This window comes from Vibrio sp. EJY3 (assembly GCF_000241385.1).
Taxonomy (GTDB): domain Bacteria; phylum Pseudomonadota; class Gammaproteobacteria; order Enterobacterales; family Vibrionaceae; genus Vibrio; species Vibrio natriegens.
Genome location: NC_016613.1, coordinates 2,213,904 through 2,238,275 on the forward strand (window position 1 = coordinate 2,213,904; position 24,372 = coordinate 2,238,275).

Annotated in this window: 21 protein-coding genes; 4 read left to right on the plus strand and 17 right to left on the minus strand. The window is 44.9% G+C overall.

The genetic code is table 11. The features are described 5' to 3' along the window. The first annotated feature begins 112 nt into the window (after positions 1-112). Both VEJY3_RS10045 and VEJY3_RS10050 read left to right on the plus strand, forming a co-directional pair. A complete protein-coding gene (locus VEJY3_RS10045; RefSeq protein ID WP_014232360.1) occupies positions 113-2,002 on the plus strand; it encodes a DUF294 nucleotidyltransferase-like domain-containing protein in 1,890 nt (629 codons plus the stop codon). Between the two features lie 8 nt (positions 2,003-2,010). After that, the gene (locus VEJY3_RS10050) at positions 2,011-2,730 is read left to right on the plus strand and encodes a 3'-5' exonuclease (protein WP_014232361.1); all 720 of its coding nucleotides are present in this window, start codon (positions 2,011-2,013) and stop codon (positions 2,728-2,730) included. 71 nt (positions 2,731-2,801) lie between these two features. On the opposite strand, the gene VEJY3_RS10055 is transcribed toward VEJY3_RS10050, so the two are convergent. Both VEJY3_RS10055 and VEJY3_RS10060 read right to left on the minus strand, forming a co-directional pair. Beyond that, entirely contained in the window at positions 2,802-4,685 is a 1,884-nt protein-coding gene (locus VEJY3_RS10055) for a methyl-accepting chemotaxis protein (RefSeq protein ID WP_014232362.1), read from the minus strand. Positions 4,686-4,894: 209 nt separating this feature from the next. Continuing rightward, positions 4,895-6,466: a BCCT family transporter gene (locus VEJY3_RS10060; protein WP_014232363.1), complete on the minus strand. Its 1,572-nt coding sequence runs from the start codon at positions 6,464-6,466 to the stop codon at positions 4,895-4,897. Between the two features lie 392 nt (positions 6,467-6,858). Here VEJY3_RS10060 and cosR point away from each other — a divergent pair, with 392 nt between their 5' ends. Beyond that, positions 6,859-7,347 (plus strand): MarR family transcriptional regulator CosR, encoded by a 489-nt coding sequence (cosR, locus tag VEJY3_RS10065; RefSeq protein ID WP_014232364.1) that lies wholly within the window; start codon positions 6,859-6,861, stop codon positions 7,345-7,347. 37 nt (positions 7,348-7,384) lie between these two features. Here cosR and VEJY3_RS10070 read toward each other — a convergent pair whose 3' ends face one another. The 6 genes from VEJY3_RS10070 to VEJY3_RS10095 all read right to left on the minus strand — a co-directional run bounded on the left by VEJY3_RS10070 (position 7,385) and on the right by VEJY3_RS10095 (position 13,439). Next, positions 7,385-8,023, minus strand: coding sequence for a response regulator transcription factor (locus VEJY3_RS10070; RefSeq protein WP_014232365.1), 639 nt, complete (start codon positions 8,021-8,023; stop codon positions 7,385-7,387). Further along, positions 8,016-9,371, minus strand: a complete 1,356-nt coding sequence (locus VEJY3_RS10075) for a cache domain-containing protein (RefSeq protein ID WP_014232366.1) — start codon at positions 9,369-9,371, stop codon at positions 8,016-8,018. Before VEJY3_RS10075 ends, VEJY3_RS10070 begins: the two co-directional genes overlap by 8 nt. A gap of 97 nt (positions 9,372-9,468) precedes the next feature. Next, positions 9,469-10,755 (minus strand): TRAP transporter large permease subunit, encoded by a 1,287-nt coding sequence (locus tag VEJY3_RS10080; protein ID WP_014232367.1) that lies wholly within the window; start codon positions 10,753-10,755, stop codon positions 9,469-9,471. 12 nt (positions 10,756-10,767) lie between these two features. Then, positions 10,768-11,307 (minus strand): TRAP transporter small permease subunit, encoded by a 540-nt coding sequence (locus tag VEJY3_RS10085; protein ID WP_014232368.1) that lies wholly within the window; start codon positions 11,305-11,307, stop codon positions 10,768-10,770. Between the two features lie 119 nt (positions 11,308-11,426). Next, positions 11,427-12,515 (minus strand): TRAP transporter substrate-binding protein, encoded by a 1,089-nt coding sequence (locus VEJY3_RS10090; protein ID WP_014232369.1) that lies wholly within the window; start codon positions 12,513-12,515, stop codon positions 11,427-11,429. 522 nt (positions 12,516-13,037) lie between these two features. Continuing rightward, positions 13,038-13,439 (minus strand): hypothetical protein, encoded by a 402-nt coding sequence (locus VEJY3_RS10095; RefSeq protein ID WP_014232370.1) that lies wholly within the window; start codon positions 13,437-13,439, stop codon positions 13,038-13,040. A 335-nt stretch (positions 13,440-13,774) separates the two neighbouring features. Between VEJY3_RS10095 and VEJY3_RS10100 the strand changes: the two genes are divergently transcribed. Continuing rightward, positions 13,775-14,455 carry a DUF2982 domain-containing protein gene (locus VEJY3_RS10100; RefSeq protein ID WP_014232371.1) on the plus strand — a complete coding sequence of 227 codons (681 nt, stop codon included), beginning with the start codon at positions 13,775-13,777 and terminating at the stop codon, positions 14,453-14,455. 57 nt (positions 14,456-14,512) lie between these two features. Here VEJY3_RS10100 and VEJY3_RS10105 read toward each other — a convergent pair whose 3' ends face one another. The 9 genes from VEJY3_RS10105 to VEJY3_RS25850 all read right to left on the minus strand — a co-directional run bounded on the left by VEJY3_RS10105 (position 14,513) and on the right by VEJY3_RS25850 (position 23,793). Continuing rightward, a complete protein-coding gene (locus tag VEJY3_RS10105; RefSeq protein ID WP_014232372.1) occupies positions 14,513-15,169 on the minus strand; it encodes an MBL fold metallo-hydrolase in 657 nt (218 codons plus the stop codon). Between the two features lie 122 nt (positions 15,170-15,291). Beyond that, positions 15,292-15,840, minus strand: coding sequence for a DUF882 domain-containing protein (locus VEJY3_RS10110; protein WP_014232373.1), 549 nt, complete (start codon positions 15,838-15,840; stop codon positions 15,292-15,294). Between the two features lie 172 nt (positions 15,841-16,012). Beyond that, positions 16,013-17,554, minus strand: a complete 1,542-nt coding sequence (locus tag VEJY3_RS10115; RefSeq protein WP_014232374.1) for a murein L,D-transpeptidase — start codon at positions 17,552-17,554, stop codon at positions 16,013-16,015. A 152-nt stretch (positions 17,555-17,706) separates the two neighbouring features. After that, positions 17,707-18,789, minus strand: coding sequence for a DUF1513 domain-containing protein (locus VEJY3_RS10120; protein WP_014232375.1), 1,083 nt, complete (start codon positions 18,787-18,789; stop codon positions 17,707-17,709). Then, the gene (locus tag VEJY3_RS10125; RefSeq protein WP_014232376.1) at positions 18,770-19,807 is read right to left on the minus strand and encodes an imelysin family protein; all 1,038 of its coding nucleotides are present in this window, start codon (positions 19,805-19,807) and stop codon (positions 18,770-18,772) included. The genes VEJY3_RS10120 and VEJY3_RS10125 overlap by 20 nt, the downstream gene beginning before the upstream one ends. Positions 19,808-19,817: 10 nt before the next feature. Further along, the gene (locus tag VEJY3_RS10130) at positions 19,818-21,218 is read right to left on the minus strand and encodes a di-heme oxidoredictase family protein (protein WP_014232377.1); all 1,401 of its coding nucleotides are present in this window, start codon (positions 21,216-21,218) and stop codon (positions 19,818-19,820) included. A gap of 93 nt (positions 21,219-21,311) precedes the next feature. Continuing rightward, positions 21,312-22,574: an imelysin family protein gene (locus tag VEJY3_RS10135; protein ID WP_014232378.1), complete on the minus strand. Its 1,263-nt coding sequence runs from the start codon at positions 22,572-22,574 to the stop codon at positions 21,312-21,314. 177 nt (positions 22,575-22,751) lie between these two features. After that, positions 22,752-23,399 carry a GTP cyclohydrolase II gene (gene ribA, locus VEJY3_RS10140; protein WP_014232379.1) on the minus strand — a complete coding sequence of 216 codons (648 nt, stop codon included), beginning with the start codon at positions 23,397-23,399 and terminating at the stop codon, positions 22,752-22,754. Positions 23,400-23,616: 217 nt separating this feature from the next. After that, positions 23,617-23,793, minus strand: a complete 177-nt coding sequence (locus VEJY3_RS25850; protein WP_041170244.1) for a hypothetical protein — start codon at positions 23,791-23,793, stop codon at positions 23,617-23,619. Positions 23,794-24,372: the final 579 nt, after the last annotated feature.

Below are 24,372 nucleotides of genomic sequence, written 5' to 3' on the forward strand. Positions count from 1 at the left end.
GTGTTACACGTCGGAATCTTATGATTAAGTGCTCAAAACGACGAACGAGTAAGACTCTGTTTTAAAACTAAGTTAAGATTACTTTATTACTTGAAAATCAAAAGGCAACCTTATGGATGCAGAACTTCTCGAGATTTATAACTTTCTCGCCAAGTATCCCCCTTTTAACGAACTCCCAGAAGAAGCGCTAAGCAAAGTCACCGAAAGTGTCGAAATTTCGTATTATCGAGAAGATACTCCGATTATCCATTTTGGAGATGAAGTTCAAGAGCTCTTCGTCGTGAGAAGTGGCGTCGTTGAGGTTTACCGACGTAAAGGTGAACTTTATAGCAGACTGGATGAAGGCGACTTTTTTGGTCAGATGGGCCTGCTTACCAATAATAAAGTTCGTTTTCCTGTAAAAGCGATCGATGATGCCCTGATCTACTGTATCCCTGGCGACGTTTTCCAGGAAATGTACGATAACTACGACTCATTTGCTGACTTTGTCGAAGTTGAAAACAGCGCTCGCCTGCGCATGGCTATCTCTGAAAATAAAGAAGCCAACGATCTCACGACTTCCAAAGTGAAAACGTTGCTAACGCGTGACACTCCGACGATCGAGCGTGGCCAGTCGATTCAGGAAGCAGCAAAAATTATGGCAGAAGATAACGTCTCGTCTCTGCTTATTATTGACCCGGACTTTGTACGAGACGAAGACGACCCACAGTCTCCGGTATTAGGTATTGTCACCGACCGAGATTTGTGCGCGCGTGTACTGGCCGAGGGTTTATCCCCACATGAAGATGTTGCAACGGTAATGACTACCGAAGTTATCTCACTCGATCATAACGCTTACATCTATGAAGCCATGCTGAAAATGTTGCGTTATAACGTGCATCACCTCCCTGTTGTGAAAGATCAACAGCCAATCGGTATCATTGAAACAACGGATATTGTTCGTTACGAATCACAAAACTCATTGCTACTTGTAAGCAGTATTTTCCACCAGCACACCATCGAAGAGCTGGCCGCCGTCGCTGAAGAAGTCAAAAGCAGTTTTGTTCGTTTAGTGAACGAGGACGCCAATTCTCACATGGTCGGCAGTGCCATGTCCGTAATCGGTCGTAGCTTCAAACAGCGCTTACTGGAAATGGCCGAAGAAAAGTTAGGTCCACCACCTGTCCCTTACTGTTTTCTCGCGCTTGGCTCAATGGGGCGTGATGAGCAGCTTCTGGTTACCGATCAGGACAATGCCATCATTCTCGACGAGAGCTATCAGGAGTCGAAGCATGGTAAATATTTTGAGGAGTTAGCGCAGTTTGTCAGCGATGGTTTAGATGCCTGTGGCTACAAATATTGTACAGGCGATATCATGGCAACCAACCCAATGTGGAGAATGACACGTTCACAATGGGAAGAGTGTTTCGCCGACTGGATCGACGATCCAAACCCGAAAGCGTTGCTTAATGCATCCATCTTCTTTGATTTAGACGGCGTGTACGGACGACTAAAATGGGCAGAGCAGTTAACCAGCTTTATCGTCCGTCGTGCCCGTAAAAACAACCGATTCCTGGCTTGCCTTGCACGTAACGCGCTTAACCGAACGCCTCCACTCGGCTTCTTTAAGAGCTTTGTGGTGGAAAAAGATGGGCAGCATAAAAACTCCATCAACCTCAAGCGTCGTGGTACAGCCCCGCTTGTCGATTTGATCAGGGTTCACGCGTTGGCTGTTGGCTCTCGCACACAGAACTCATTTGAACGCCTGGATGACATTATTGACGCCGGTATTCTGCCAAAAGGTCGCGCTCAAGATTTAAAAGATGCGTTAGAGTTCATCTCCATGGTGCGAATTCGCCACCAAGCGTACGATGTTGAAATGGGCATTGAGCCTGACAACAATATTGAACCAGAAAATCTGTCGGACTTTGAGCGCCGAAACCTTAAGGATGCCTTCCAAATTCTGAGTAATGGCCAAAACTTCCTTAAGTTTCGCTATCAAGCAAACAAGAGCTTTAAGTGAGGCTTAACATGTTAAAAAAGCTCTTTCAAAAGCCGACTATCCAATGGCACACGAAGTTTAAGCAAAAAGTCGAGATGGCGACGGATGAAAATCTGGTTGCCTTTTACGGCACTGAATTGCCATCGCCAGATACGCCAATTTCAGACGTTGAGTTTGTCGCACTGGATTTAGAAACCACGGGCTTAGATCCCGATAAGAACGACATCATTACGATTGGGCTGGTCCCTTTTAACCTGAAGCGTATCTTTTTGCGTAATGCTCGTCATTGGAAAGTAAGACCGAAACAAAAGCTGGATGAAGACTCTGTCATCATTCACGGTATTACCCATAGTGAGCTGATTGATGCGCCTGATTTGGGGGATATTCTCAATGAACTGTTGCCCTGTTTAAGCGGTAAGATCGTGGTGGTGCATTATCGTCGCATAGAGCGTGAATTTCTCGATAAAGCATTGCGAGATCGTATCAATGAAGGCATTGAATTCCCGGTATTGGATACTTTCCAGATAGAGGAAGACATTCAGAAAAAGCGACCGGGAAGTCTGTGGGAGTCGTTAAAAGGCAAAAAGCCAGAATCGTTGCGATTAGCTCAATCACGACGCCGTTATGGCTTGCCGGACTATACTCCTCATCACGCTCTGACTGATGCGATAGCTACTGCTGAACTGCTTCAGGCACAAATCGCGCACCATTACGATGAGAGTCAACCAATCAGCGAATTCTGGCTTTAGCCTACAGCCAGAAAAACAAAAAGGAGCCAATGGCTCCTTTTTAAATTTAACGCGCTAGAGATATCTCGAAATTACAGCTTAAAGCGTTTGATTTCCTGCTCAAGCTCATGTGATAGCTCAGACAAGTAAGCGGCTTGTTCAGCAGCTTGATGTGCTTCTGCTGAAAGCTCGTTAGAAACATCACGAATGCCTTCAGTGTTACGAGTAATCTCTGTCGTTACCGACGCTTGTTCTTCAGCAGCAGAAGCGATCTGTGTTGCCATGTCGTTGATTTGCTCAACTGCGCTATGAATTTGAGTCAGACTCGCTGCTGCTGAGTTCGCATCATCAACGCTGGTATCAGCCAGAAGACGGCTGTCACCCATGATACCAACCGCTTTCTTGGTCGTACCCTGCAGCATCTCGATGGTTTCTTGAATTTCTTTTGTTGAAGCGTGTGTGCGTTGACTCAACACACGAACTTCATCAGCAACCACTGCAAAGCCACGTCCTTGCTCACCTGCTCGTGCCGCTTCAATAGCCGCGTTAAGTGCCAGCAAGTTTGTTTGTTCTGCGATGTCTTGAATGGTCGATAGAATCGTATTGATGCTATTACCGTGCGCTTCCAAATCCTGAATAACATCGGTCGCAACCTGCACTTCTTTGGCCAGATTCTGGATTGAAGATTGCGTCTGTGAAACTTGGCTAGAACCGTGAGCGCAAGCGCCTACCGCCTCTTCTGAGTGGCTAGCCGTGCTTTCTGCGTTACCCGCAATTTCTTGCGTAGCGGCCGCCATTTCATTAACCGCAGTCGCCACCATGTTGATTTCATCTTGCTGATAAGAAATACGCTGACTACGTTCCTCTGCTTGCTGAGCCGTGGTACGAGCCTGTTCAGACAGTGATGAAGAGACATGGCTAAGTGTGGTCACCATGGTATGCATGTTGCCAACAAAGCGGTTAAAGTTTTCTGCCAGTTTACCAACTTCATCGTCACTGCGTGGTTCCAGACGCTGAGTCAAATCACCTTCACCAGAAGCAATTTCTTCCAGTGCATGAGATACTCGGTTTAGGTCGCGGAACAAGAAGCCAACTAACCAAGAAACCGCAACAATCACCGCGATTGTGATCATCACAGCAGTGATCAGCAAGTCACGCAACAGTACTGCATTGCCCGCTTCTTCCGTCGCGCGGTCCATCTCAATGGCGAACATCCAATGCGTTCCCGCCACTTTGTGGAAGTAATAGAGTTTTTCTACGCCTCTGATGGTCGTGCTTTCAATTTTACCTTCGTCAGCAGCGCGCTCGATCGCCTGTCGCGAGAAGTCTGTCGATAAGCTACTGATTGGCTTTAACGTCAAACTTTTATCCGGATGAGCAAGAAACGTCCCTTGGTTCATGTCAATCAACATCGCGTTAGCATTTTTACCAGCGTCTAAGTTGATCACATCACTGATAAGCTGATCGATAAGAACATCGGCCCCGACTACCCCGATAAACTGACCATTTTTCATAACCGGCTCAGCGATAGTAACCAAAAGCGCATTGGTGATCGCGTCTTGATAAGCCTCAGTGATGATCTGTTTACCCGCGACATTGGCGTCTTTATACCAAGGGCGAGTTCGCGGATCATAATCAGCACGGTTTCGCTCAGGATGAGAACGGTACATCTCTCCTTTTGGCGTACCAAGGAAGATATCGTCAAAGCCGCCAGCTTTGCGTGCTTGCTGTAAGAACGGCACAACGTCCTGTTCGGTCGAGTAATCATTAAATGCGGTAGCGATTTCTTTACGGATGGTAATCCAGTCAGAAATCCCTTCCGAAGCAACGGCACTCAAGCTTTGTGCTCTTGAATAAACACCAGCAGAAGTCTGATCAAACAGTTGACCAGCCGACAACCAAGTCAGTGCACCAGCCATAATAACCACGGCCGAAAGACTCGCGCCGATAAGTTTTTGTTTTAGTGAAAATTTCATATTTTTATATTATTTGGGAGGACAACCTAGGAGCGTGAATATTACACACTTTCTTGGCACTAATCACCAAGTTTCAAAACAATCAATTACATTGCTAACTTATTGTAAGGTATGAACTTTAATTGAGTCATTCTTTTGTCTATCGTCAGAAAAACAACAAAAAAAAAAGCCAGCTAAGCTGGCTTTTTAAACATAGTATTTTATTCCGACTATTGACGCTCGGTTCTCATACCCATCAATAAGCTCACACACATCGCAAGCAAGATGATAGTGAATGGCAACGCCGTAGAGATGGCACCGGCTTGCAGAGCCTGAACGGCTTCCGAACCACCAATCCAAAGCAGTGCAACCGCGATGGCACCTTCCATCAATGCCCAGAAAATTCGCTGTGGTACTGGTGCGTCAACTTTACCACCTGCCGTGATGCTGTCGATAACCAATGAGCCTGAATCTGAAGAGGTAATAAAGAACACCAAAACCAGAACGATAGCAATAAACGACAGGATGTTACCAAATGGCAGTGAATCAAACATTTGGAACATAGCCAGTGACACGTCAGTCAGACCATTCGCACCTAGATCGCCCACTTTATCAACCACCTGCTCGATAGCCAGACCACCAAATACAGACATCCAAACCACCGTTACTGCGGTTGGAACAAGCAGAACCGCGGTAATGAATTCTCGTACTGTACGGCCACGGGAAACACGCGCGATAAACATACCTACGAATGGTGACCAAGAAATCCACCAAGCCCAGTAGAATACAGTCCAGCCTTGGAACCACGCTTCGTCAGTACGGCCAAACGGGTTACTCAGTGGAATGATGTTTTCTACGTATGCCATCAATGTCGTTGGAATAGAGCCCAGGCTAGCCGCCCAGCCAATCAAACCAACAAGGATAAGCAGTAAGAAAGCAACAATCATGTTGATGTTACTGATGACTTTCACCCCGCCATCAATACCGCGAACAACCGATACCACTGCAAGTAATGTCACCACAGTGATGACAATCACCTGCAACCCGATACCAGCCTCGATACCAAACACATGGTGAATACCACTTGCGGCTTGTTGTGCTCCCAGACCCAGCGATGTTGCCAGACCAAATAGTGTTGCCAGTACCGCTAAAATATCAACAATGTGGCCAGCCCAGCCCCACGCACGGTCACCCAATAGTGGGTAAAAGATCGAGCGCATCGACAATGGAAGCCCTTTGTTGTAAGCGAAGAAAGCTAAGGAAAGCGCAACAACACCGTAAATGGCCCATGGGTGAAGACCCCAGTGGAACATCGTTGCACCCAATGCCAATCGCGCCGCTTCAGGGGTGTTTGCTTCCACTCCTAGCGGTGTTTCATACCACCCGGTAAAGTAAGCAACGGGTTCTGCCACACTCCAGAACATAAGACCAATACCCATACCTGCAGCAAACAACATAGCTAACCACGATAGGAACGAGTAATCGGAAACTGCGTCTTTACCGCCGAGGCGGATTTTCCCCATCGGGGACACTATCAGTACCAGGCAGAATATAACGAAAATGTTACCTGAAATAATGAATAGCCAATCAAATGAACCGATGATTTGCCATTTGATTCCATCAAGTACCGTCTTAGCAGTGTGTGCATCTAAAACCAATCCAGCCACAAGAAACAGTGCAATTAAACCCGCACTAATCCCAAAAACAGGGTTATGTACATCAAACCCCCATTTTTGAACGTTATCCTGACCTACCGTATAGTCGGTACTATCGATACTGTACTTATCTATACCCTTTGTCATCGTTCCTCTCTAATTCTTGTAATCTTTACGCACCAAACAATAAAATCATTCGAACACGATACGTTTTAAATTCCGTGAAGGGTCAAGATCCTAACATTTGAGGTGTTTTTGTCTAGATTTTCCATAAAAAATCCACATTTATTACCTTTCAATCAGAGATTTCTGACCAAATAAATGCAACACATTGCATAAATAATTAGACCACAAACAATTGTTGCTATAATAATTTTAGAGCGTAGTGATTCACTTCCACCATGCTGTAAATGGAAATTGGAATCATCAAAGAAGTGCCGGAAGAGAAACGACGGAATTTTTTTACGCAGCTCTTTAAATAACAAAGCATTTGAGTTAGTGTCGCCTCGTTAAATGTTCCTACAGACTGGATGAATAAATTGGAAAAGTACGAAGAAGTATTGGTCTCGATTCGTCAGATCATCCGCGCTATTGATTTACACTCTAAAAAGCTGAGTAAAGAGTCTGGTCTGACTGCACCTCAGCTAATTTTAATGCGTGCTATCAACGAGTTAGACAATGTCACTATCAAACAATTGTCTAGCCACACCAATATGAGTCAAGCCACAGCGACCACCATTCTCGATCGATTAGAGCGTAATCAGTTTGTAGAACGTCGCCGTAGCGTTGAAGATAAGCGCAAAGTGCACGCTGTACTGACAGAACAGGGACAAGAAGTATTGAAGCAAGCACCGACGCCGCTACAAGAGCATTTCATTAATCGATTCCAGAAGCTGGAAGAATGGGAACAAACACTGCTACTTTCTTCAGTACAGCGTATTTCGACCATGATGAATGCAGAAGATATTGACGTTGCCCCAATGCTTGAAATTGGCAGCATTACTGGTACCGTTCCTAAAGCTGAGTAATCATTCCCGTCAGTGCTCGCCTGACGCGGGCACTGTGTTATTTGGTAAGTCCTGTCTCAAATGCATATTTGGCTAACTCAGCGGTCGAATGCAGATCTAGCTTGTGCTTAATATTATGACGATGTGTTTCAACTGTTCGGTAACTGATATTAAGCAATGTGGCAATTTTTTTGCTGCTATTCCCCTGCGCAACTAATTTGAGCACCGCTTCCTCTCTGCGACTCAGTGGGTTAGGCTTTTGATTGATTGGCGTAACATCTTGCGTGAACAACGTCTGGGTGACGGACTCACAAAAATAGGTTGAACCCTGATTAACCGTTTTGATCGCCTGAACCATTTTCTCTGCTGAAATCTCTTTCAACATGTACCCTACTGCCCCGGCTTGCATCACTTTCATGATGTACTCTCGGTTGTCATGCATGGTTAACATCAAAATTCGGCTCTCAGGCACTTCCTCTTTTATGATTCCCGTTGCCTCAATGCCGTTCATTATGGGCATACTGATATCCATAAGGATCACGTCAGGATGAAGATGCTTGGCCACTTCTATTGCTTCCAAGCCGTTACTGGCGGTACCGATGACTTCAATGTCCGGCTCTAGTTCCAACCGTGCCATAAAACCATCTAACACCACCTGATGATCATCGACAATCAACACACTAATCGGTTTATCCATAAACACCTTCATCCAAATTTAGCAGCACGGTTATTTCGGTCCCCAGACCAAGTTCACTCATTAGTTCAAATTCACCACCAATAAACTCAACACGCTCCTGCATGTTTCGCAAGCCAATCCCTTGACGATGGACCGCTTGGTTGACGACAAATCCAATTCCGTCGTCACGTATCAGTAATTGCAGCATATTGCCCATTTTTTGCAAAATCACCGTCACTTTTTTCGCTTTCGCGTGCTTTTCGATGTTGTTCAATGATTCTTGAGCAACGCGATATAAGGTGGTGGCGACTTCCGACGTCAATTTTTGCTGCTGGGTATCAAAATGGCTATCAATATCAATCCCAGAGTGAGAGTGAAAATCCTGTAGTAAAGTGGTAAGCGCCGCTTCCAAACCAATATCATCCAGCGCACTTGGCCTCAACTGGTGGGAAATATGCCGGACTTCATTGATGGCGGTAACCAATGAGCGCTGAGATTTATCCAAGTGTTGCTTGAGTTTTTCGTCTTCCAAACGATGACTCATCAGATCTAAATGGCATTTGCTAGAGACCAATAACTGATTGATGCCATCATGTAGCTCGCGCGCCAAATGTTTTTTCTCATCTTCCTGAAACATCACGGTTTTATACGCCAGCTCTTTCAGGTTTTTATCTGCAAGGCGATGTTCGTGCAAGTTAATGGCAAGGGTTAATACGATGATCACGGCAACCGTAACGACCAGAATCACAACGACCGAAAAGAAGGTCGTTTCGATATTTTTATTCACTGCCGCGCGCATGCTGGCCACTTCCTGGCTGACATCCTCTATGTACAGCCCGGTTCCGACCATCCACTCCCACTTGTCTAACCAACCCGCATAACTGAGCTTAGGAACAACCTCACCTGTCGACGGCTTTTGCCATAAGTATTGGTGAAAGCCACCACCTGTTTGTGCTTGATATAACAGTGCCTCAATGAGCCGATCACCGTTCTCATCTTGGAGGCCAAGCAGGTTCTCCCCGACTAAATCAGGTTGTGCTGGATGGACAAGGTTAGTGCCATGTTTATCGTAAGCAAAGAAATACCCATCGGAACCATAGGTTAAGTGGTTTAAAATCGCTTTTACACGAGCTTTGGCAACGTCTTCTTCAATCGTTGTGTCGTTATAGATGTGAATGATGGCGTCAAAAGCAACATCGACGGTATCCTTTAGCGCCGCTTCTTTTGACTGAATGAGGTTTTGGTGGAATAGCTCCACTTCTCGCTGACCAAGGGTCTTGGCTTGGTAGATAGAAATCCAACTGATACTGGCTGACACCAATACCACAGGTATCAGTGTCAGCAGAATTAACTTTGCTTTGAGAGGCATCCCTTCCCTCCATGAAACGCTGCTCCAAGCGTCAACGCATAAGCAGCTTAACAACTTGTTTCAAAAGGTGGAAACTCTCAGGTCACAAAATCTCCTTTTAGCCCATTCCGTAAAAGCCAGGGAAGAATAGAAGCGACGCAAGCACGGCTATCTGAATAGCGATAAACGGCATCACACCCTTATAAATATCACGCGTTGTTACCCCTGCTGGCGCTACCCCTTTCAAGTAGAACAAACTGAAACCAAATGGTGGCGTTAGGAAAGAGGTTTGTAGGTTCATCGCTACCAGAATCGCAAACCACGTCATATTAATGCCTAGCATCTCTGCAACTGGGGCGAGAATTGGAACGATGATGAAACAGATTTCGACGAAGTCGATGAAGAAGCCCAGAATCAAAATGACAAGCATGGTGATGATTAGGAAGCCCCATTTTTCGCCTGGGATACTCAACATCCACTCTTCGACTAAGTAATCACCACCAGTGTAAGTAAATGCCATGGAGAATGCGGTCGCACCAAGCAATATCGCAAATACCATCGCGGTGACTTTTACCGTCTCTTTTGAAGCATCATAAACCATCGACCAGCTGAACTGCTTGTACAACACAGCAAGTACGATCGCACCAGCACCACCCAATGCCGCCGATTCTGTCGGCGTGGCAACACCTGCGAAAATAGAACCTAATACCACGATGATTAAAGCCAGTGGTGGCAGAACCGCTTTGAGCGCGCTAATGACTTCTTCTTTTCGGCTGACAGACTCATCACGCTCGATAGGCTGAGCGGCTTGCGGGTTCAACTTTGCGTACACCAGAATGTAGATCACGTACGCCACAACCAGTGTTATTCCCGGCCATACCGCTGCTTGGAAAAGATCACCAACAGGTACGCCTAATACGTCCCCTAGTAGGATCAAAACAATCGATGGAGGGATAATTTGCCCCAGCGTACCTGAAGCACAGATGGTGCCGCACGCCAGACCTTTGTCATAGTTGTACTTGAGCATCACAGGCAGGGAAATAAGCCCCATTGCCACAACAGAAGCGCCAACAACACCGGTAGATGCAGCAAGTAACGCCCCTACTAGTACAGTAGAAATCGCGATACCACCACGAACGCCACCGAACAGACGCCCCATTGACTCTAGTAGTTGTTCTGCAAGCTTGGTTTTCTGTAAAACCAGTCCCATGAACACAAATAACGGCACAGCCATTAGTACCGTGTTTTGCATAATCGATTGAATTCGATATGGCATAAAGGCAAACATTTCAATGCCTTCTGCCCAAACACCAAAAATCAGTGCGATACCACCGAAGGTAAACGCAACGGGGAAACCCAGAAGTAGCGCAAATAAGGCTACAAAAAACATGACTATACCGATCATAATAACTTCCTTTTACGACTTACCGTTATTACCGGCATAGATAAGATGAGGGTTAACAATTTTATTGATAGAGTGCAGCAACAAACCAATCCCACTCACTGCCATAAAAAAGAATGATAATGGGATCATTGCCTTAATGATCCAACGGTAAGGCAAACCACCTGGGTCTCCAGAAGTCTCCCCTAGTGCGTAACTTTCTTTGGCAAAGTCGATACCGAACCAGGCGACCAATAAGCAAAAAGGAAGCAGGAAAAATAACGTGCCTATTATGTCGATAATGGATTGCGCTTTATAAGATAAACGCTCGTAGAAAATGTCGACTCGAACATGTCCACCAGCTTTGATGGCGTATGGTACACCCAGCAAAAATACTGAGGCAAAAAGGTGCCATTCCATTTCCTGAAAGGCGATAGAAACATCGTTGAACACGTATCGCATAACAACGTCGTATACCACATTTAGTAGCAGTAAGATGAAGAGGATGCTGGACAACCACCCCAAAAAATCACTGAAGCGGTTAAACATCCGCTCAATATAAATAAGGCTTCTCATTCCTGACTCCGTGGAACGTATGGTTGAGCTCCGCTAAGTGGCGGAGCATTTTATTATGAGTTTTTTCTTGGGCTTCACTCGCTGCCCAACCCAATTGGCTTGGGCAGCATACTGACGTATTAGTCAGCTTGGCTGTTTAGATAAGCACGTTGTGAGATATCAGTCCATTGACGAACTTGCTCCATGTAAGCAGTTTGAGACTCTTGAATCTCTTTCGCCAAGGCATCTTCTTCCGCGTGTTTCTTCAGAAGGCGATCATTCGCTTCTTTCATTGCTGCCATTACTTCTGGCGGGAAGTCCTTCACTTCTACGTTCGGGTACTCTGACTTGATCGTCGCCCAGTTTTTACCACTTTCGTGTTTAGACTGCGTGTACATATCGTAAGCTGCAGTTTTCATTGCCACTTTTAAGATCGCTTTCAGATCATCAGGCAGTTTTTCCCAAGTACGCTTGTTGACCAGGAACTGAAGCTCTGTCGCTGGCTCATGCCAACCTGTGTAGTAGTAAGGCGCAATTTTGTGGAAACCCATGCGAAGGTCTAGCGAAGGACCAACCCACTCAAGTGCATCAATGGTGCGACGCTCAAGGGACGTGTACAGTTCACCCGGTGCTATATTGGTTGGCTTAGCGCCCAGTTCAGCCAAAATTTCTCCAGCAAAACCAGGGATACGCATTTTCAGACCTTGAAGGTCATCCAGTGTTTTAATTTCTTTTTGAAACCAACCACCCATTTGAGTATCTGTGTTACCACCAGGGAACGACATCAGGTTATGAGGAGCGTACACTTTGTCCATTAACTCCATGCCACCGCCATAGTAGAACCAAGCGTACTGCTCTGTAGGCAACATACCGAAAGGCATAGAAGAAAAGTAAAGTGTGTTTGGCACTTTCCCTTTCCAGTAGTAAGACGCCGAATGGCCCATGTCGTATTGACCTGATTTCACCATGTCAAACACGCCAAAAGGTGCTTTGTGCTTGTTTGCTGAGTCAATACGAATTTGCAGACGGCCGTTTGACATTTCTTCTGCCATTTTAGCCATATTTTTCGTGGTATCGCCGAAGATAGGAAAGTTAGGTCCCCACGTTTCTGCAAGTTTCAGGCGGTAGACTTTTTCCGCAGCATTAGCAGAAGTTGCAGCGAAGGCCATCGCAGCAACCACAGCTGTAGTTTTCAGCACTCTTTTAAGAGATTTTTGGATCAAACTCATCGTTCACGTCCTTTGTCACCAAGGTTATTGTTATCATCCATTTCACAAGGATTTGTATTACACCAAGTAACGAACAATGTGCTTGTCTAAAGTTGACTCTTAAAATAGCGAAGCATCATTTGAGTTACAGGGCGTAACTTGATGCTAAAGATGTATCAATAACGTTGATTCTGAAATGGGCAGGAACACGCAATTTTTACAGCCTACTACTCATACATTAGCCATTGGTAGTACGTATTTATACGTAGGAGATTAACCCAATTAAAATTTCACGCCTAAATAAAACAGTTAGTTAGAAAGAAATTAAAACTCTCGAAAATAGAAAACTACGTAAGTAGTAACTTCCCAAAAAATTTACAAAGTATTTAAAGAATTGTGACATTTGCCATTTTGACGTCGCTAGACTTGCCAAAGAAGGAGCAGAAACACGGAGTGATGGGACGTTAGGTCGCTCGAAAAAATACCCCGACAATAGCCGAGGTATTAGAGAGCTGTATCTTAATAAGATTAAGGATTTTAAAACTAAATCGCTTTGTAGATAACTTTGTTACCTGCCAATTGCTCTTTTTGAACCAGGTTTTCTTCAAGAAGCTTCTTCAGAGCGCCAGTTGCCCATGATGCCGCTTTAGTGTCTTCTTGACCTGCAGCAAGGCCGATGCCTTTAGGGTTAATACCGTCCGCATTTGCGACAACAATATCTAGCACTTGTTGCTGTTTTGGAGTTAGCGCAACTTCTACTGTTTTCGCTACAGCTACTTTCTTCTCAGCTACTACTTTCTCGGCAACAGCTTTCTCAGTAACAGAAGGTGCTGCTTTCTCAGCAACAGGCTTCGCTGCTTTTTGTACTGCAGCAATGTTTGCTACTGTCGCTTTAATGCGCTTTTGCAATTTCATTTGCACTTTACGCTTATGAGCAAGTCTCATTGAATATGTCTCCAGTTCACTGCATATCAGCAGGGATGAAAATTTGAAGCGCGTTTTATACCAAAATTCACAAGCAATTTGTAGGTTTTAGCGCCGAAACGCGATGAAAAATGCGTTCAAAACGCAGAGCGTCTAGAATTTATACAGGTAATTTGTGAACTGTTTTATTGAATACTGGGTATAAAAACAGAGGTTTTTTATCCACCAAATGCATTTTGTTTCACACCGGACAAATGAAGTAATCGCACCGCAAATAGCCTAGAAGCACAGTTAAATTAGATCGTGATTAACGGGAAAGCATTTGGGTATTTTGTTGACTCTATGAGGTTAAATGCATGGAAACGCTACATCTCACAAATTCACATTTTAAACCTGGTTCTATTCTTACCCGAATAACCTTGTTGGTTGTCGCTTTAATAACTTTGTTTCTTGTGTTGATATCACCTGGATGGAAGCAAGCGATATTGTCTGTGGTATTAATGGCGGTTATTGTCGGCTTTGCAGTTATGATGATTAAAAAAAGCCAAGTCTCATTTACGCTAACCGCAACCCACTTTCAACAACACCTTTTTAAGGGTGGTTGGGTTGTTCGCTGGTGCAATATTGAATCGATAGGTATTTGTAGCTATCAACAAGACGGATGGTACCAACCACTGCCCTGGATTGGCGTACGTTTAAAGCACTACTCTCCTTACTTGGATGCGATTTGCCCTCGCATTGCGACAGAAATCCTCCTGAGCCAACGTGCGCTTCTGTATTTAGGAGCAAGACAAAATCAATGTGAAGAAAAGTTCGAAGATATGGTGCTCGATCCAAGACCGTATCTGAGTAGTCAGGGAAAGCAATACGATGGCTTGCTTGCGATGCTTGCAAACAGAATGAAATATCAGCGAGATTTTTATGGCTACGACGTGTTTATCTCAGCCAGTGATTTGGATAGAGAAGCCGAAGATTTTGTCGGGTTAACTCGGCGGTATTTAGCTGCCGCCGAGCCAGACTTACTCGAGACAAAATAACTTTGTTCTGCCCGAGTCAGTCATTCAATTACCCGTTATTTTCCGAGTCAGACTTCGCTAGTAAAGCGGCATCTCATCGGCAACAAATGGGTTGGTTTTACGTTCATGACCAAAAGTAGATTGTGGGCCGTGGCCTGGAATGAAGGTCACATCGTTACCCAGTGGCCAAAGCTTCTCTTTGATCGACGAGATCAAGGTATTGAAATCACCTTGAGGGAAGTCTGTACGACCGATACTGCCGTTAAACAGGACATCACCCACAAATGCTACGCGAGCTTCTTCACTGTAAAGCACAACGTGACCAGGTGTATGACCCGGAGTGTGGATCACCTTCAGCACTTGGTTACCAAACGTGACAGTGTCACCCTCATCAAGCCATTGATCAGGTTCAAATGCTTCAGTTAGCGGGAAGCCAAACATTTTGCTCTGCCCTTCTAAGCCTTGTAACCAGAAATTGTCCGCTTTATGAGGCCCAACAATTTCCTTTCCACCAAGCAAAGCCGCTAATGGCTGAGTGCCACCAACGTGGTCCAAATGTCCATGCGTCAATACCAATTGAACAACATCAACGCCTAACTCTTTGATTAACACAGCAAGCTGCTTCTCATCACCGCCCGGGTCAACCACGATGCCTTTCATCGTTTCATCACACCAGACAATAGAACAATTTTGAGAAAAAGCTGTCACCGGGACAATTTGGTATTTAAGAGCCATGGATAACCTATCACCACATAAATTTTATTAAGACTTCCGCAACTATGACACTAAGCCTAAATGACTTCAAGACTTGTGAAAACCTTGCGCGTCAAGACTTTCAGGGTGACTTGCAACCTCACTTACCAGGAGCGAACCGCACCAGTGTCAATATGAACGAAGTTACTGCCCGGGTAGTAGCCAACTCCACCAGCTTTCAGACTTAAAGCAGCGTCACGTACAGTAGACAACTTTACGCCGTCTAAACGAAAGTCGATGGCTTTACCTTCCATGTGAAGGCTTTTCTTTGCCACACCAGAAGAGTTGTTACGCAATGAAGAGTTCGTCTTTGGTGAACGATAACCAGAGATCACAATGACTTCTGACTCCGTACCAATAAGCTTTTGAATTTGGCTGATCTGATCAAACAAACGTCGATCCATAGGGAAGGTTTCATTACGTCTGTGATCGCGACAGAACTCATCTAACCTTTCAAGCTCACTTTTTACGTAGCCACTTCCATCAAAGTAGCACGTTTCTAATTGCTCACCAGTATTCAGGTTATTCATCGCTAGTACGCGAGGTTCATCAGGCAATGAAGCCCATGAGAGAGTTGGCATTGCAGACGCCAATACAACACCACCAGCGGTCATTTTAAGAAAATCACGACGGGAAAAATTACGACTTACCATATAGAAATACTGCTCAAAAACTACACGAAAGGCGGACATTAACCAAACTGGTGCATTTCGTCAAACGCACAAATCAGTCTGGAATGTCCTAATCGACTATTTTGGATGGATTACTGGTTGAACGACAAGTAAATTTTCTGCAATGTAAATTTACTTAAAGTTTTGTGTGCCGCTACCCTTGATTATCGTAAGAATAAATATCATCACGGTAATACAGCGTACCTTCTTCTAACCACGCAGTTTGGTAGATGATGTGGACCGCAATACGCTCGCCTAAAGGAACCGACGTATTAGAACGACGGGCACTTTCGCGTTTTTTCGCGAAACGCTCTTCCAGCCCCTGCGTTTTGAAAAGCAGTTCAGCTAATTGATCGGCATTTTCCACGCGAACACAACCAGAACTGAATGCTCGACGATCTTGCTCAAACAAGTTTTTACTTGGCGTATCGTGTAAATAAATGGCCTGCGGGTTTGGCATGTTGAACTTATACAAGCCCAACGCATTTTGTGAACCCGATGCCTGACGCATTCGGTATGGGAAAGTTCGAGGATTAACCGTCGCCCAATTGATAGTGGTAGGATCGATGATCTCTCGTGAAGTCCAAGATCGAATGATTTGAATGTTATTGTGAATCAAATACATTGGGTTGCTTTTTACTTTAGGAATGATGTCTTTGACCATGATCTTCCATGGCACATTCCATGTTGGATTCAAAATAACCGAATCCATATTGACCGTCATTATCGGCGTCTTTCTTGAACTCTTACCAACCACGACTTTCGACTCAAACAATGGCTGTCCATCATGCCAGTATGTAACTTGATACCCTGGCACATTGACGAATACGACATTATCTCTCTCTTTCGCCCATATTCTTGAGCGCTCAGCATTTAAAGCAAGCAAATGCAGCCTCTGCTTAGGAGAAAAGTTAATCCAACGTATCGTATTTGGCCCGATAACGCCGTCCTGCTTCAAACCATGAATACGCTGAAATTCTTTGACAGCCAGTTCAAGGTTCTCATCATATCGCGCCGAATTTGGGTCAACATAGCTGACATCCACGCCCACTATCGCAAGGCGCTCTGCCAAAGAGGCTTTATTGGTTATTGGATCGCCAAGACGAAGCAAGCCTTGTTGCTCGTATAAAGGGTATTGGTATTGCGCGTGCTCAGATAAGGCTGAAAACGCCGAGTTGAAATCTCGATCCATTTGCAGCGGAGAACGCAAACTGGACAAAAACTGATCCAGCTTACCAACAGTCAGCTCATTGCTAAGAACCGATAATGTATCGATACTCGGCGGAGGAAGATCAACTTGCGTTTTATTGGCAAATAGCCAGTTAACCCCTTCGTGAGGCAACTGCTCCAAGTAACTTAAATACATCAGCAATGAATCTGTCATCACCAAATCAAAGTCGAGGTTGTCACCTTGCCATTTGATCTGGTTGATTCTATGCAGCTGGTTATCAAACTCTTTAGTGACGTCTGCAAGCGCGACAACATTCAGTTGAAAGATGAACTGTTCAACGTCACTTTCATTCTGCCAGTTCAAACGGTAGTTTGTGCTCTGGTACAATTGCTCCACCACAGATGGATAGTGGATCATTTTTTCAATTGAGAGCTGCTTAACCGCTCCCTCTTGCTCCACTTGTGAAGTATCGTCAAGAGAAACTGCGGTAGAAAAGCTGCAAAACGGCACTAAAAGTGCCGTCATTATTAGAACCCTAGCAAACACTGATACAACCCTTACCTACTTGCCTTATTAGAAAGTATGGCAAATATCTCACAGGTTGCTGCTTTAAAAATAAGAACGGGACAATATTTTTTCCGATAAGTTTCACATAAAACTATCAATAAGGTTGTTTTTCACACAATTCTAGACCAATGATTGTCCCACTGTATACCTGTTGAAAATGTATTCTTAAATTCTATTGGCTGTTGCTCCACAACTTTGCCTGCACCAGAGCTGATGCGGAACTCATCCCCATAGATCACAACACCCGATGCATCGGGTAACGCGTTCAACTCAACCAACTTGCCCGTCGCTTTGGACCAAATACCATAGCAGCTTCCCGGAGGAGAAGTGGCTAATATCCACTCATCAGTCGCCGCAATGCTGGCAACGTAATGATTGAAACGCGCCCATTCTTCAGGTTCAGCCTCAAGCTCCAGCATTTTTTCACCCCGAGTGTGCATCGCGATAAGAGCCGGGTATTCATCTGGCTCACCTCGATATTGCTGGCCGCATAGCACTGTCTCTGAGCCATCGTGCGCAAGATGACGAATGCTCAGCTTGTGATCGGGCAGAGAAACTTGATCGAGAAACTCACCATCTTGAGACAGGTAGCTCAGACTTGGGGTCATGGAATCGAGGTTTAGAGGCTCTCTTCCATTAGTATGCACACCGCCAACACCGATCGCTAATGCACCATCGGGCATCATGATGACTTCATGTGGTCCGATACCAAAGCCTGACAGCTCATCCATCTTTTGATACTGCTTGCGCACATCGTAAACGCCAATAATACCTCGGCTTGTGCCCCTTTCACCTTCTGTCGCAAACAGATAGTTCCCATCGTGGGAATACACGCCGTGACCATAGAAATGACGATTTGCTTTTGCCGTGTGCAGCTTTATCGCTTGCCCATTCCGATAGTCAAATACCATGAAGAAGGTACCCGGCCGACGACCAAACACCGTCGCATGACCGTGTTGGTTGATAGCAACACCATGACCACGTTCTGGAATTGGCAATTTGGAAATCGGCATCCCATGTTCATCGGCAACAACTGCTGCATATTTGTCACGGCCAATGATTGAACATCCAATTAACGCTGGCGTTCGCGGAGTCGTACTAGCACAACCAAAAGGCAGTAATGGGGCTGCCGCTCCAAATAGAGCGGCTTTAAGCAATGTGCGTCTTGTTTGATCAGTCACCATCGGTAGCATTAAATCCTATAACCACGCCGAGTTCGATTGCTACCTCTTCATGAATGAGGTACTTCAATTGCTCTAACTTGTTGTATTGCGCCAACACCATGCGGTAACCATCTACCGTTTGTAGTGCTTCGAATAAGCTATTCTCCTCAGGCCAAGTCTCAAGTGTCATGTCAAACTGACGCGAAACTCGATCGGCGAGTTCCAACTTGCCCTGTTCGCGCAAAAGAGCGTCTAAGCCATCGCCATTGGCCAAGTATAAAGCTTGCATGCTTTGCACGTTTGCTTTCAAATTCGCGAGTGAAGTGCCTGAACGCCAAGACTCAGAAAAGTAAGGTCTCGGATGACCAATTTTCGCCATCGGGCGACTCAATTTTTTCATACTGTATTCAAGCTGGTTGGACAGTAGCGAAATATATTCCGACTCCCACTCCGTGTTTTTCATTGCTTTCCACGGGTTCTGGGCCCAAGCGTTCGCAATCAAGCCGGCTTTAGCGTTGAGGTTTTGAGAAATTGATACCGCTGTGGAACAGGTATTGCTGTTTGTTTCCAGTGTCGAACCACTATCGTAAAGTAACCACTCTAGTGCACCCAAGCCCTGTACCGTCACGCTCTGCGTTGAGATCTGTTGTGCACTCCAGACTTGATCCGATTTGGTTAGTGCCGACATTTTTCGTCCGGTGGTATTCTTTTTATCTGGCCAGAATTGCACATTCCAGCTTTGCTCCAACGCACTCGCAGGCCCGCGCTCCTGTCCTTGTAGAGCCATCCAGGCGCGCATGGTTTCATGCCATTGTTGTTTTACTGAAGATGGGTCTTTATCCCCTGATGCACAAAAATCATTAAAAGCACGTTCTAATGATGCGCTCTGTTCTAAAAAGGTATGAGCAGATTGATACTCGATTTCATACACACTTTGCGAAATATGGCTCGTTTTCTCTGCCTGATCATCGGCTGAACTCAATGTCGATTGGCAACCCGTCAGACTCAGCGCAGTAACAACGGCACACACTAATAGTTTTTTATTCACATTCGATTCCTTATAACGAGTCAAGGAAAGCCACCAGCGCTTCACGCTCGCTCTTGCTTAACGCCAATACGCTCTGTTTTGAATTTTCTGCTTCGCCACCGTGCCAAAGTACTGCTTCCATAACGTTACGTGCACGACCATCGTGCAAATAGTAGGTATGACCATTAACTTCTTCGGTGTAGCCAAGCCCCCAAAGCGGAGGGGTGCGCCATTCGCGACCATTCGCCAGATATTCAGGTCGGTGGTCTGCCAAACCTTCGCCCATATCGTGTAACAGTAGATCGGTATATGGGTGTATTTCTTGTTCTGAAAGCGCAGGTAAACCAGCTCGTTTAGCGGTTTTAACGTTAGTTTTATGGCAGCTTTCACAACCTGATGAAGCAAAAATTTTCTGACCTAGTTGCACTTGCGGGTCTTCAACATTACGACGAATTGGCACGGCCAGGTGCTGACTGTAAAACTCCACGAAGTCGAGAATATTCTGGCTAACTTCTGGATCACCGCCATTTGGCAGCTCATTACATATTGTCTGCTTTGAGGTACAGTTTTCGTTTGGGAACAAGTGACTTGTGAGGCCAACATCACCATTAAAGGCGGCTGCATTCTGCTGCATCAATGTTGGTTGACCCGCTTTCCAGCCGAAACGACCGAGCGCGAAGTTGCCTTTTTCTATGTCCCAAACTTTGTTTACCTTCCCAGAAATACCATCTTTGTTAGTGTCGTTTTCGTCCGCCCAAGCGAGTAGAGTGTCGTCAGGAATGCTTTCCAGCAGCCCCAAACCTATCATTGGTGGCGCAACACGCGCAGAAAATTGGGTATCCGGGTGCATGTCTCCATAACCCAGATCAGTAATTTTTAGTGTTGGTTTTCGTAACGTTACCATCGTGCCATCGTTGAATTGCACCGGAACATCGCTATAAGTAATCGAAATTTTACCTTCGGGAGTTTGATTCTGTAGGGCAAAATCTTGTAACTGGCCACCATAGGTTGGCTCTGGAATACCACCATCAATGATGAACGCTTTTTTTTGCTCTGGCGTTTCAGCAGGAATGCTCAAACGTACTAACATAGAAACGGCGTGGATATCCCCTTCTTCAGGTGGATGACCTCGGCCATCTTTGATATGGCAGTTTTGACAACCATTGGTATTGAATAGTGGTCCGAGTCCATCTCGCGCTTCTGTAGTCGCTGGCGCTTGTACCCAAGGGTTTCTAAAAAAGCTATTCCCGACACTAAAGTCCAGTCGTTTACTCATCGGTAAATTTGCCGCAGGAAGGGAATAAGCATTCGCACCGTCTTTTTTAACACTGGTTTTTCCGCCAGAACGCACTTCATAGGCAGTTACAGACGTAGAAAATACAGCAGTAAAAAGTAGCGCTAAATGGGAGTAATTTAGGGATGATGGCTTCATATCATTGCTCTTAAATGAATTGATAACAGCGAGCGCAAACAGCAAAGGGCTCAGTCCGTAAAATGAGCCCTTGATTGGTTATTATATTTTTTCTTAGAACTCGTGGTCTGCTGTATCTGGGCTTAAGCTTTCAATGCCAATGATGTTTGCAGCACGTTCAATTGCACCCGTTTGAGCCACCAGCGACATGATGGTTTCGTTCACTAGCGCGTTACCTTGAACGTTATCAGCAGCAATCAGTTGGTCGAAGTGTTGGTTTTTCTTCTCGGCAGAAGTCACCAACTCACCTACTTGACTACGAGTGTCATCAAACTGCTTTTGAATCTCTTTCGCCGCTTGCTCATCTTGTTGTGCAACCAGGTCAGCAATACTTGGACCAGTCAGTAACGTACCGTCTTGGCGCTTATAAAGCCCCATGTACACGTTGTAGATACCCTGCTCGTTGTAGTAGTGAGAGTTGTGCGTGTTATCAGAGAAACAATCGTGCTCATCTTCTGTTGAGTTCGCTTCTAACGCCACTTTCATGCGCTCACCGGCCAGTTCACCAAGAGACAGCGAGCCCATACCAAACATCATTTTGCGCAGGCCATTCTCTGCTGAATCTGCCAATAGTTCCTGACGGTAATTGTCTTTCACATCCGCAGACCACTGTTTCTCCATCCATTCAAGATCCTGAACCAATAGATCAGCTGCCGCTTTCAGGTATTCACCACGACGATCACAGTTGCCATTGGTACAAGCAGAACCGACAACAAAGTCCGTGTAAGCACGTTGACCTGCGCCAGCATTTGTTCCGTTAAGGTCCTGTCCCCAAAGTAGGAATTCAATCGCGTGATAACCAGAAGCAACATTCGCCTCAGAACCACCCACTTCGTTGAGATCGGCAATCAGTTCAGGTGTGATTTTTGATACGTCTAGTGTCGTTGCACCAATAGTCAGACTTTTGTTAGCCACGATGTTTGCCGCAGCGCCTTCGTTACCAAGTTCATATTGGTAATCCGTAGCGACGTAGTCGATTAAGCCTTCATCCAACGGCCAAGCGTTAAGCTGACCTTCCCAATCATCGACGATCGCGTTACCAAAGCGGAATACTTCAGACTGTTGATATGGTACGCGAGAATCAAGCCATGCTTGTTTAACCTCTTCTAGCTTTTTCGCTGAAGGGGCTTTGAGGAACTCATCAATTTTCACGTCTAGCGCTTTAGCCGTGTTTAATGAATCTGCGAATACAGCATGTGCGACGTCTGCATAATGTTCGACAACGCCTTGTTTGGTTACTTGAGCAGCAACCGCAGTACCACTGGAAATAAGAAGTGAAGCAGCAATAGCTTGAACTAATACTGTTTTTGCATTCATTAGAAGCATCCTTGTTGAGCAAATTGTTTTTTGTATTCGAAGTGCTAATTATTCTTATTTGCACTTTTAGTCACGAGATAATACAAATTTACAATTTTTTTGCAACTTAAGATGAAAAAAAAAGCCTCATCAATGTGAGGCTTTTAACATGACTTGTTAACAGTTCTGTTTTTAAGGCTAAACCTTGAGATTGTGTTTGCCGTGAGAGACTTTTGCTTTGAGGTAATTCTCGTTACCATCTTTGACGTGAGCAGAAGTGTTTACAACTTCAACAATTTCGACCCCATACTCGGCGAGCTCGCGGATTTTTTTAGGATTATTCGTCACAAGGCGGATCTTGCTAACACCTAAAGCTTGCAACATTTGAGCTGCTTCAGTGAAGTCACGCAGATCATCATCAAACCCTAAGTGGTTATTCGCCTCGTAGGTGTTCATACCCTGACTTTGTAGTCGGTAAGCATCAATCTTGTTGTACAGGCCAATACCTCGACCTTCCTGACGTAAGTACAGAATAATACCGCCCGATTCTCCCATACGTTGAATCGTTTCTTCTAATTGCTCACCACAGTCACAACGAGAGGAGTGAAAAACATCGCCGGTCAGACATTCAGAATGCATACGCACCAGTGGCGTTTCTTGAACTTGGTCTGCTTGTTTAAAGATAACTGCTACATGCTCTTTATCCGTCTTCAAACCACGGAAAGACAGGATTTCAGCATCAATATTACTCTTAGCCCCGACTTTAAAATCTACTCTGGCACGTACTTCAGCCATATCTACACTCACTCGATTTATTTCTTGATGCACTTTCGTTATTACATTCATGGGATGAACTCATGCTCTTCAACTATGGGGATTGATACCACATTTTTCAATGCATAGATCACTATATCTTAGATCTTTTCCTCTCAACGATACATGACGATGGATGACCTCCGTCACGTTGACGAAGTGTTATAATATAACATTTCCATCAAACTACAATAAAAAACCCCAGACAAATTTTGCCTGGGGTTGATAAATGCGAGTGTAAAAAAGAGGATTAATGTGTTTGACGACGCTTCCAGACGGCAAACTCTACCCATACGGTTTCGAGTTCTTGAATTTCTTCGTCGGTCAAAACGGCGAGAGTTGAAGTAACTTGTGGCAATCTTAGTGCCTGCATAGCGCGAATATGCGCATGAAAGTCCTTTCTTAACTGCGATATAACTGGATCCACTCGTTTACCTATTGAGATCTTTTATTACGTACCCAGCTTAACGTTTTCATTTTATATATGCTGGAGCCTTCGAAATCTTAAGAAAGAATAACACTCTGCTTGTTATTTTCACAGATTGTTTAAAATTATGGAATTACAGTCACACAACTAACACTAATTTGACTTGTCTTTATTATAGTCAATGATTAAAAGCTGAAATCAATCACCGACATATCATGTTCTTCGACGTAGGCTAATTCCCCTATAACTCATCCACTCTCATATATATGAAGCGTCCAACTGCCATAATGAGGCCTTACCACACCTGAGGTTCGGTTCATTCTCAGCGAACCAAACACTTAGAAGTTATTTGGCTATAAAGACGACCACGCAATATGCAATAACTTTAACACTATATACACCGACTCTATACAAACGCCGTTATACATGAGACGAGCTCCGAGTTAATCGGTTTCGAATACGCACGAGGATTTATATTAAAACCTCAGATAATGAGAAACATATAAGTAGCAAAAGAATATAAGCAGTAACTATATCTCTCATTTATTAAAGTCAAAGACACTCGTTATATTCGTGTGT

Coding starts and splice junctions, on each gene's coding strand:
- VEJY3_RS10060 (WP_014232363.1), bottom strand. CDS start 6,466: ATGACAAAGGGTATAGATAAGTACAGTATCGATAGTACCGACTATACG.
- VEJY3_RS10085 (WP_014232368.1), bottom strand. CDS start 11,307: ATGAGAAGCCTTATTTATATTGAGCGGATGTTTAACCGCTTCAGTGAT.
- VEJY3_RS10135 (WP_014232378.1), bottom strand. CDS start 22,574: ATGAATGCAAAAACAGTATTAGTTCAAGCTATTGCTGCTTCACTTCTT.
- VEJY3_RS10090 (WP_014232369.1), bottom strand. CDS start 12,515: ATGAGTTTGATCCAAAAATCTCTTAAAAGAGTGCTGAAAACTACAGCT.
- VEJY3_RS10080 (WP_014232367.1), bottom strand. CDS start 10,755: ATGATCGGTATAGTCATGTTTTTTGTAGCCTTATTTGCGCTACTTCTG.
- VEJY3_RS10115 (WP_014232374.1), bottom strand. CDS start 17,554: ATGACGGCACTTTTAGTGCCGTTTTGCAGCTTTTCTACCGCAGTTTCT.
- VEJY3_RS10045 (WP_014232360.1), top strand. CDS start 113: ATGGATGCAGAACTTCTCGAGATTTATAACTTTCTCGCCAAGTATCCC.
- VEJY3_RS10105 (WP_014232372.1), bottom strand. CDS start 15,169: ATGGCTCTTAAATACCAAATTGTCCCGGTGACAGCTTTTTCTCAAAAT.
- VEJY3_RS10120 (WP_014232375.1), bottom strand. CDS start 18,789: ATGCTACCGATGGTGACTGATCAAACAAGACGCACATTGCTTAAAGCC.
- VEJY3_RS10130 (WP_014232377.1), bottom strand. CDS start 21,218: ATGAAGCCATCATCCCTAAATTACTCCCATTTAGCGCTACTTTTTACT.
- VEJY3_RS10050 (WP_014232361.1), top strand. CDS start 2,011: ATGTTAAAAAAGCTCTTTCAAAAGCCGACTATCCAATGGCACACGAAG.
- VEJY3_RS10070 (WP_014232365.1), bottom strand. CDS start 8,023: ATGGATAAACCGATTAGTGTGTTGATTGTCGATGATCATCAGGTGGTG.
- VEJY3_RS10100 (WP_014232371.1), top strand. CDS start 13,775: ATGGAAACGCTACATCTCACAAATTCACATTTTAAACCTGGTTCTATT.
- VEJY3_RS10055 (WP_014232362.1), bottom strand. CDS start 4,685: ATGAAATTTTCACTAAAACAAAAACTTATCGGCGCGAGTCTTTCGGCC.
- VEJY3_RS10110 (WP_014232373.1), bottom strand. CDS start 15,840: ATGGTAAGTCGTAATTTTTCCCGTCGTGATTTTCTTAAAATGACCGCT.
- VEJY3_RS10095 (WP_014232370.1), bottom strand. CDS start 13,439: ATGAGACTTGCTCATAAGCGTAAAGTGCAAATGAAATTGCAAAAGCGC.
- VEJY3_RS10075 (WP_014232366.1), bottom strand. CDS start 9,371: ATGCCTCTCAAAGCAAAGTTAATTCTGCTGACACTGATACCTGTGGTA.
- ribA (WP_014232379.1), bottom strand. CDS start 23,399: ATGAATGTAATAACGAAAGTGCATCAAGAAATAAATCGAGTGAGTGTA.